Origin of the sequence: Shuttleworthella sp. MSX8B, assembly GCF_000524295.1 — a bacterium.
Classification (GTDB): domain Bacteria; phylum Bacillota; class Clostridia; order Lachnospirales; family Lachnospiraceae; genus Shuttleworthia; species Shuttleworthia satelles.
In genome coordinates, this window is the sequence record NZ_JAQT01000008.1 from 1 (window position 1) to 6,870 (window position 6,870).

Annotated in this window: 7 protein-coding genes and 1 tRNA gene; all 8 read left to right on the top strand. The window is 52.1% G+C overall.

Going from position 1 to position 6,870, the window contains the following annotated elements; all coding sequences use genetic code 11:
* Positions 1-111: 111 nt before the first annotated feature.
* Positions 112-561 (top strand): D-aminoacyl-tRNA deacylase, encoded by a 450-nt coding sequence (dtd, locus tag HMPREF1508_RS01190; RefSeq protein WP_006905365.1) that lies wholly within the window; start codon positions 112-114, stop codon positions 559-561.
* Positions 562-570: 9 nt separating this feature from the next.
* On the top strand, positions 571-1,899 hold the full coding sequence (locus tag HMPREF1508_RS01195) for a carboxylesterase/lipase family protein (RefSeq protein WP_044958700.1): 1,329 nt from the start codon (positions 571-573) through the stop codon (positions 1,897-1,899).
* A 5-nt stretch (positions 1,900-1,904) separates the two neighbouring features.
* A complete protein-coding gene (locus HMPREF1508_RS10330; protein ID WP_198015537.1) occupies positions 1,905-2,054 on the top strand; it encodes a hypothetical protein in 150 nt (49 codons plus the stop codon).
* 21 nt (positions 2,055-2,075) lie between these two features.
* Complete coding sequence (locus HMPREF1508_RS01200; RefSeq protein ID WP_049906806.1) at positions 2,076-3,965, top strand: glycoside hydrolase family 2 protein; 1,890 nt, start codon at positions 2,076-2,078, stop codon at positions 3,963-3,965.
* 273 nt (positions 3,966-4,238) lie between these two features.
* Complete coding sequence (locus tag HMPREF1508_RS01205) at positions 4,239-5,279, top strand: 3-deoxy-7-phosphoheptulonate synthase (protein ID WP_044958704.1); 1,041 nt, start codon at positions 4,239-4,241, stop codon at positions 5,277-5,279.
* Positions 5,280-5,283: 4 nt separating this feature from the next.
* The gene (locus HMPREF1508_RS01210) at positions 5,284-5,898 is read left to right on the top strand and encodes an NUDIX hydrolase (RefSeq protein WP_044958707.1); all 615 of its coding nucleotides are present in this window, start codon (positions 5,284-5,286) and stop codon (positions 5,896-5,898) included.
* A gap of 237 nt (positions 5,899-6,135) precedes the next feature.
* Positions 6,136-6,378, top strand: coding sequence for a GlsB/YeaQ/YmgE family stress response membrane protein (locus HMPREF1508_RS01215; protein WP_044958709.1), 243 nt, complete (start codon positions 6,136-6,138; stop codon positions 6,376-6,378).
* A gap of 194 nt (positions 6,379-6,572) precedes the next feature.
* Positions 6,573-6,643 (top strand) — tRNA-Gly (locus HMPREF1508_RS01220).
* The last annotated feature ends 227 nt before the right edge of the window (positions 6,644-6,870 follow it).

The window sequence follows — 6,870 nt, forward strand, 5'->3', positions numbered from 1 at the left end:
TCGGGCTTTATAAAATTTATCTAAAATCGAAACATTAAATAAGATTGAACACTATAATAGAGACATCTGAAGGAAAAGAATTCTGAAAACCCAGGAAGAGGTACTTGTCCTATGAGATTCGTTATTCAAAGAGTAACCCATGCTTCCGTCACAGTAGACGGGAAGAAGCAGGCAGAGATCGACAGAGGATTTTTGGTTCTGATTGGAATCTGTCAGACGGACAGTCTGTCTCTTGCGGACAAGATGGTTCACAAGCTGATTGGGATGCGCATCTTCCAGGATCAAGAGGGGAAGACCAACCTCTCCCTAAAGGACGTGGATGGAAAGCTGCTTTTAGTCAGTCAGTTTACCCTCTATGCAGACTGCAGAAAGGGGAACCGTCCTTCCTTCACCAGGGCCGCCGGACCGGAATCGGCGGAAGCCATCTACGAGTACATCATTGCCCAGTGCAAGAAGTCGATCCCCGGAGTTGAGAAGGGGATTTTTGGGGCGGATATGAAGGTCGAGCTCTTAAATGACGGACCATTTACCATTGTTCTTGACAGTGAAGATCTGGGATGAGGAAGAGCCATGAACACCAGACAAGTGAGAGTGAATGAGGGGCTGCTGGAGGGAGAGGAGACTCTGTCCTACGCGGTTTTTCGCGGGGTTCCATATGCAAGGCCTCCAGTCGGAGATCTGCGCTGGAAGAGACCGGAGCCTCCGAAAGCATGGGAAGGGATCCGACAGGCAGTGGTTTTTCAGAATCGGGCAGTGCAGAATCAAAAGGGCAGGGCATTCTATCAGAAGGAGTTCTATGCCGATCCAGAGTTTCTGCCTCCCATGTCTGAGGACTGCCTGTATTTAAATATCTGGACTCCGGTTAAGAAGAAGGCAGAAGACGGAGCCTATCCGGTCGCTGTCTGGATTCACGGGGGCGCTTTCCTGGGAGGCTACGGATCTGAGATTGAATTCGATGGAGCTGAGTTTGCCAAGCGGGGCATTATTTTAGTCACCATCAATTACCGGCTTGGCCCCCTTGGTTTTCTTGCCCTGCCTCAGCTGGCCCTGGAGGATCCCGCGCAGACGACCGGAAACTATGGGATCCTGGATCAAATTGCCGCCTTGCGCTGGGTGAAAGAGAATATCGCCTCCTTCGGCGGGGATCCGGATCGGGTGACCGTCTTCGGGCAGAGCGCCGGGGCAGTGAGTGTTCAAACCCTCTGTAATTCTCCTCTGGCAAGAGGACTGTTTGCCCGGGCGATTATGCAGTCGGGCGGGGGTGTGAACAATGGCCTGGCCCGTGATTTGCATCGGGAAGAAGCCTATCGGATCGGGGAGATGCTGATGAGATCCTGTCGCTGTGATCGCCTGAGTCAGATGCGTGAATTGCCGGCGGAGGTTCTCTGCAAGAAGACGCAAGCGGTGATCGGTAAGATTAAGGGGCTTCCCTTCTCTCCTATGTGTGACGAATATGTACTCCCTGGAACCTATGATGAGAATATCCGCGCCGGAAGGATTGCGGATATCCCCTACCTGCTGGGATCCAACGCCAATGACATACTGGTCAGGAGGCGCGCCGTCGGCCGTCCGGGAGGGAAGCTCTATCAGGGCTGTATTGACTGGGCTTTGGCCCGGGAGGAGACTTCTGAGCAGAAGACCTACATTTATTACTTTAATCGGGCTCTGCCGGGCGACCGGGCAGGGGCATTTCATTCTGCGGAACTCTGGTATGTTTTCGGGACCTTAGCCAGGTCCTGGAGACCGTTTGAGGAGTGGGATTACGAGATTTCCGACGCTATGATCTGCGCCTGGTGCAATTTCATCAAGTACGGAGATCCGAACGGCAGAGAGGGTTGCGACTCTGGTGACTGGAAACCCTATCGCAGGGAAGATCCCTTTATCAGAGACTTTGGCTAGGGCGGATGAGCTTGTTAATGATGGCTCACCTGGCAGCAAATGGCCTGTCTGTGATGGCGCACCTGGCGGCAAATGGCCTGTCTGTGACGGCTCACACGGCGGCAGATGGCTTGTCTGTGTCGGCTTGCCGGACGGCAGACGATTGGATGTCGTGAGCGAGGGATGAGAGAGGAAATATGACAGATAAAAATGAAATCCTGGAGCGAATGAAGTATCCGAGACCGCAGATGATCCGGGATAATTATCGCATTCTGAATGAGGACTGGACGCTGGACGGAAATCCCATTCGACTGCCCTTTCCACCCCAGGCGGCCGCAAGCGGTTATGAGGGGGAGATCCGGGATGACCTCTCTTATGAGCTGCACTTTTCTTTGCGCTTAGGCTGGCACAATCAGAGGGGCGACTTGATTCCCTGCCCGCTCACGCCGCAAAAGCTGGAGAAGAAAGATTCGAAGACCTCTTCATCTCCCGTGAGAAAAAAACGTATTCTTCTCCATTTCGGGGCAGTAGATCAATATTGCCTGGTCTTTCTCAATGAAAAGCTGGTGGGAAGTCACAGGGGAGGCTATCTGGCCTTTTGCTTCGATATCACAGACGCCCTGGAGGAGGACAATGTTCTAAAGGTGATTGCGACAGATTCTCTGTCCCCCGTCTACCCCTACGGAAAACAGTCGAAGAAGCCCAAGGGCATGTGGTATACGCCGGTCTCAGGTATCTGGCAGGAGGTCTGGATGGAGGCGGTCCCCGAGCGCCATGCGGATCGGCTGGAGATCCTTTCGGACCAAAAGAGCGCTTTGATCCGGGCCTATGACGCTTCGGGAGAGATCATATCTATCGACCGGGCAGACCTGCTCACGCCCGTATCCCGGGAGGAAACCGGGGAGAGCATATCAAAGGGGGAAGCAAGGACGAGCATGTCCAAGGGGGAAGTAAGGACGAGTATGTCCAAGGGGGAATCCGGGGAGAGTATATCCCAGGAGAAATGTTCTGACGGTTCCATTTTAATACACTTTGCCCGGCCTCATCTCTGGTCGCCCGAAGACCCCTTTCTCTATCGTCTTCGCCTTGGGATTGGAGAGGATGAGGTCGAGACCTATCTGGGGCTTCGAACCGTCAGCATGGAGGGCGGAAAGATTTGCTGCAATGGAGAGCCCGTCTATCTGCACGGGCTCCTGGATCAGGGATACTGGCCCCAGGGGATCTATCTGCCGGAGACAAACGGCGCTTATCTGGAAGATATCCAGGGAGCGCTGGAGCTGGGATTTAATTGCCTGAGAAAACACATCAAGCTGGAGCCGGAACGCTTCTACTATGCCTGTGATGCCATGGGCATGCTGATTTTGCAGGATATGGTCAACAGCGGCAAGTATGATTTCATGCGTGATACGGCCCTGCCCAATTACGGCAAACTGAACCGGGCAGATGATGAGGCAAATGCCCTGCGCCTGCCGGGGGAGGATGAGATCGAGCGTCGAGCCTTCTTTGAACAGCATCTGGCAGGGACAATTGACCAGCTGCGCAATCACCCCTCTATCATCGCCTACACGATTTTCAACGAGGGATGGGGGCAATATGACGCGGATCGTCTCTATCGTCTGGTCAAGAAAAAAGACCCCGGGCGTCTGGTCGACGCCACTTCAGGCTGGTACGCGCAAAAGCTCAGTGACTTCGATTCCCAGCATAATTATCACAGGAGTTATACTCTGCAAGCCAGGGATAAACCGCTCTTTCTCTCCGAGTGCGGGGGATACACCCTGGCAGTGGAGGGGCATTGCATGCAAAAGAAGCGCTATGGCTACGGATCGGACAAGAAGAATCCCGCCGAGCTGCAGGAGGCAGTTGAGAGACTCTATCGGGATATCATCCTTCCGGCGATACGTCAGCAGGGCCTGGTGGGAAGCATTTACACCCAGATCTCCGATGTGGAGGGGGAGATTAATGGGGTTTTCACCTATGACAGGGCTGTCTGCAAGCTGGACAGGGACTGGATGCGGGCCTTAGCGGGCGATCTGCAGGAGGCCTTTCATGAGACATGCTCGAAATCAGATAAAAAATCTGTCGGCTAGAATCGATTTTCTTCAATAGAAGGAATGCGAGATAATGAAAGATGAGATGAATGATAGAGATAAAAGTCATCTGTTATAGGGTTATCTGTGGATGTATGAGGGCGGCGTGAATTTGCCTGAGAGACGGTGTGAGTTTGTCTGGGAGACGGTGTTTTGGAGGTCTGAAAGAGACGTCGCTTTTTAGCGGGATAGCACGACAGGTCGATATCTGTTACACTGTGAGAGATTTCGGGACAGCCCGAGGAGTAATGCAGAGAACTAGGAGTGATTACGATGGATATGGATATGAACTTCCGCAGGAAATTGCCTATTCCCAAGGAGGTTAAGGAAGAATTTCCCCTCTCAGAGGAGAGGGCAAGGGATAAGGAGAAGCGTGACGAGGAGATCGCCGCGATTCTGCGCGGGGAGGAGAATAAGCTTCTGCTTGTGATCGGTCCCTGTTCTGCGGACAATGAGCCTGCCGTCCTTGATTATATGGTTCGCCTTAAGAAGGTACAGGATCGGGTCGCTGACAAAATTCTCATGATCCCAAGAGTCTATACCAATAAGCCCAGGACAACCGGGCTCGGCTATAAGGGTATGTTGCATCAGCCGGATATCAATAAGCCGGAGGACATGCTGGCAGGGATTCTTGCTATTCGAAAGATGCATATGCACGTGATAGAGGAGACAGGCTTTACCTGCGCGGAGGAGATGCTCTATCCAGAGAATCACCGCTATTTGTCTGACCTGCTCAGCTATGTGGCGATCGGCGCCAGATCTGTGGAAGATCAGCATCACCGCCTGGTGGCCTCCGGTCTGGGAATCCCGGTCGGGATGAAGAATCCCACATCCGGTGACTTCTCCGTCATGATGAATTCCATCGTGGCAGCCCAGCACGGGCATGATTTTCAGTACCGCGGCTGGGAGGTGAGCACCAAGGGGAATCCCTATGCCCATGTCATTCTTCGCGGTTACGTGGATCGCTTCGGGATGAACCACGCCAATTATCACTATGAGGAGCTGCGCCGCGTCGCTGATCTGTATGAGGAGCACGAGGAACTCAAGTACCCTTCCATTATCGTCGACTGCAACCACAATAACTCCGGCAAGAAATACCTGGAGCAGATCCGTATTGCCAAGGACGTCATGCACTCCTGTCACGTCAACACAGATATCCGCGGCCTGGTCAAGGGACTGATGATTGAGTCCTATCTGGAGGATGGGGCGCAGAGCATTGACGGCGGCATCTATGGCAAGTCGATTACGGATCCCTGCCTCGGTTGGGATAAGACAGAGAAACTGATTATGGAGCTGGCAGACCTGGTGGAGTGACGAGATGAAAGAGTGGAATCAGGATCGTTTCCTGGATTGCTGGTCTAAGGAGCGGCCCAAGCTGCTTGGATTTGAACAGGAGAGGGAGGCCTCGGTGGCCGTTCCCCTGCTTGTGACAGAGGAGGGACCCGGAATTCTCTTTGAAGTCCGTTCCTCTGATCTGCAGACCCAGCCCGGTGAGATCTGTTTTCCGGGCGGTGGAATTGAGGGAAAGGAGAGTCCCGCAGAAGCTGCTCTTCGGGAGACAAAAGAGGAGCTTTTGATCTCTGGAGACAAGATTCATCTTCTGACGCAGATCGATGGGACGCTTGGCCCCAGCGGAGCGCCCATGTGGGCTTTTTTGGTTCAACTGGAGGATTATCAGGGAACCTATTCGAAAGATGAGGTGGCTGAAGTATTTGTCCTGTCATTGAAGGAACTTCTGGCAGCAGAGCCTGTCATGCACAGCATCACCATGAAGCCCATCCCGGATGAGGGATTTACAGACATGATCGGACAGGAGTATCACTGGCAGGGAAGAAGGCAGTCTATGCCCTTTTACCTTTTTGACCGGCATTTGATCTGGGGGGCGACAGGGCGGATCCTGAAGAATTTCCTGGATCGGGTTCGCGCCATGTAAAGTCTATGACTTTTGACGTGTAAAACCTATGACTTTTGATCTGCGCTTGAATCTCTGCGGGAGAACAGCTTTCTCACAGGTCGTTATGTTGTACTGTAGTTTCGATTTTGTACTGTGGATTCTATTTTGCGCTGTAGTTTTCGTTTTGTACGATAGTTTCGATGTTGTACTGTAGTTTTAGTGTCGCATTTTGGATTCCACTTTGGACTGTAGATTCAGTGGAAGAAGGGAAAAAATATGTTGGTAAGTATTCTTGTCGGAGCGATCTCCGGTTGGCTGGCCGGGCTGATTATGGATTCTAAGGGAGGGATTATTCGCAATATCATCCTGGGTCTGGTCGGTGGTGCAGTCGGCAACTGGATTTTCAGGGCCTTGGACATCATGCCCTATTCTTTTCTGGGGCATATTGTCGTCGGCGTCGTGGGGGCAGTAGTTGTTATCTGGGTCGGCCGGCTGATCTTTGGGCAGAGGGGTCGCTGACGGGGAGCTGGTCTCCTTTGCCCCTTTCGGTGGATTTTTCGGCTGGCAGGCAGCAGGATCAAAATCCACTTGGAGTCCTTTGGAGTGGAAATAAGCGTTTCACTCCACTTTGGTTTGCAAGACAGTTTTTGCAAGATTATTTTGTGATTGCAGTGAATATGTCAAATGGGTATAATGTACCTATCAATTGACATGCAGGATTAGTACATCGGTAGTACATCAGCTTCCCAAGCTGAGGAGGCGGGTTCGACTCCCGTATCTTGCTTCGCAAAAGTCCCTGTTTCGGGGGCTTTTCTTTTTTGTGGTCATGTTTTGGGTCATTATTTTAGAAATCATGTCGTTAAAGATCCGGCAATTCACGGGTTATAGGACAAAACGTGTTGATGAAAACCCCTCAAAAGCCTTGTAAATAAAGGGCTTGGAGGGGTTCAATCTTGGTTCAATAAACTTTGAGGGTGGACAAAACGTGTTGATAAAAAATGCCTCAAAGCC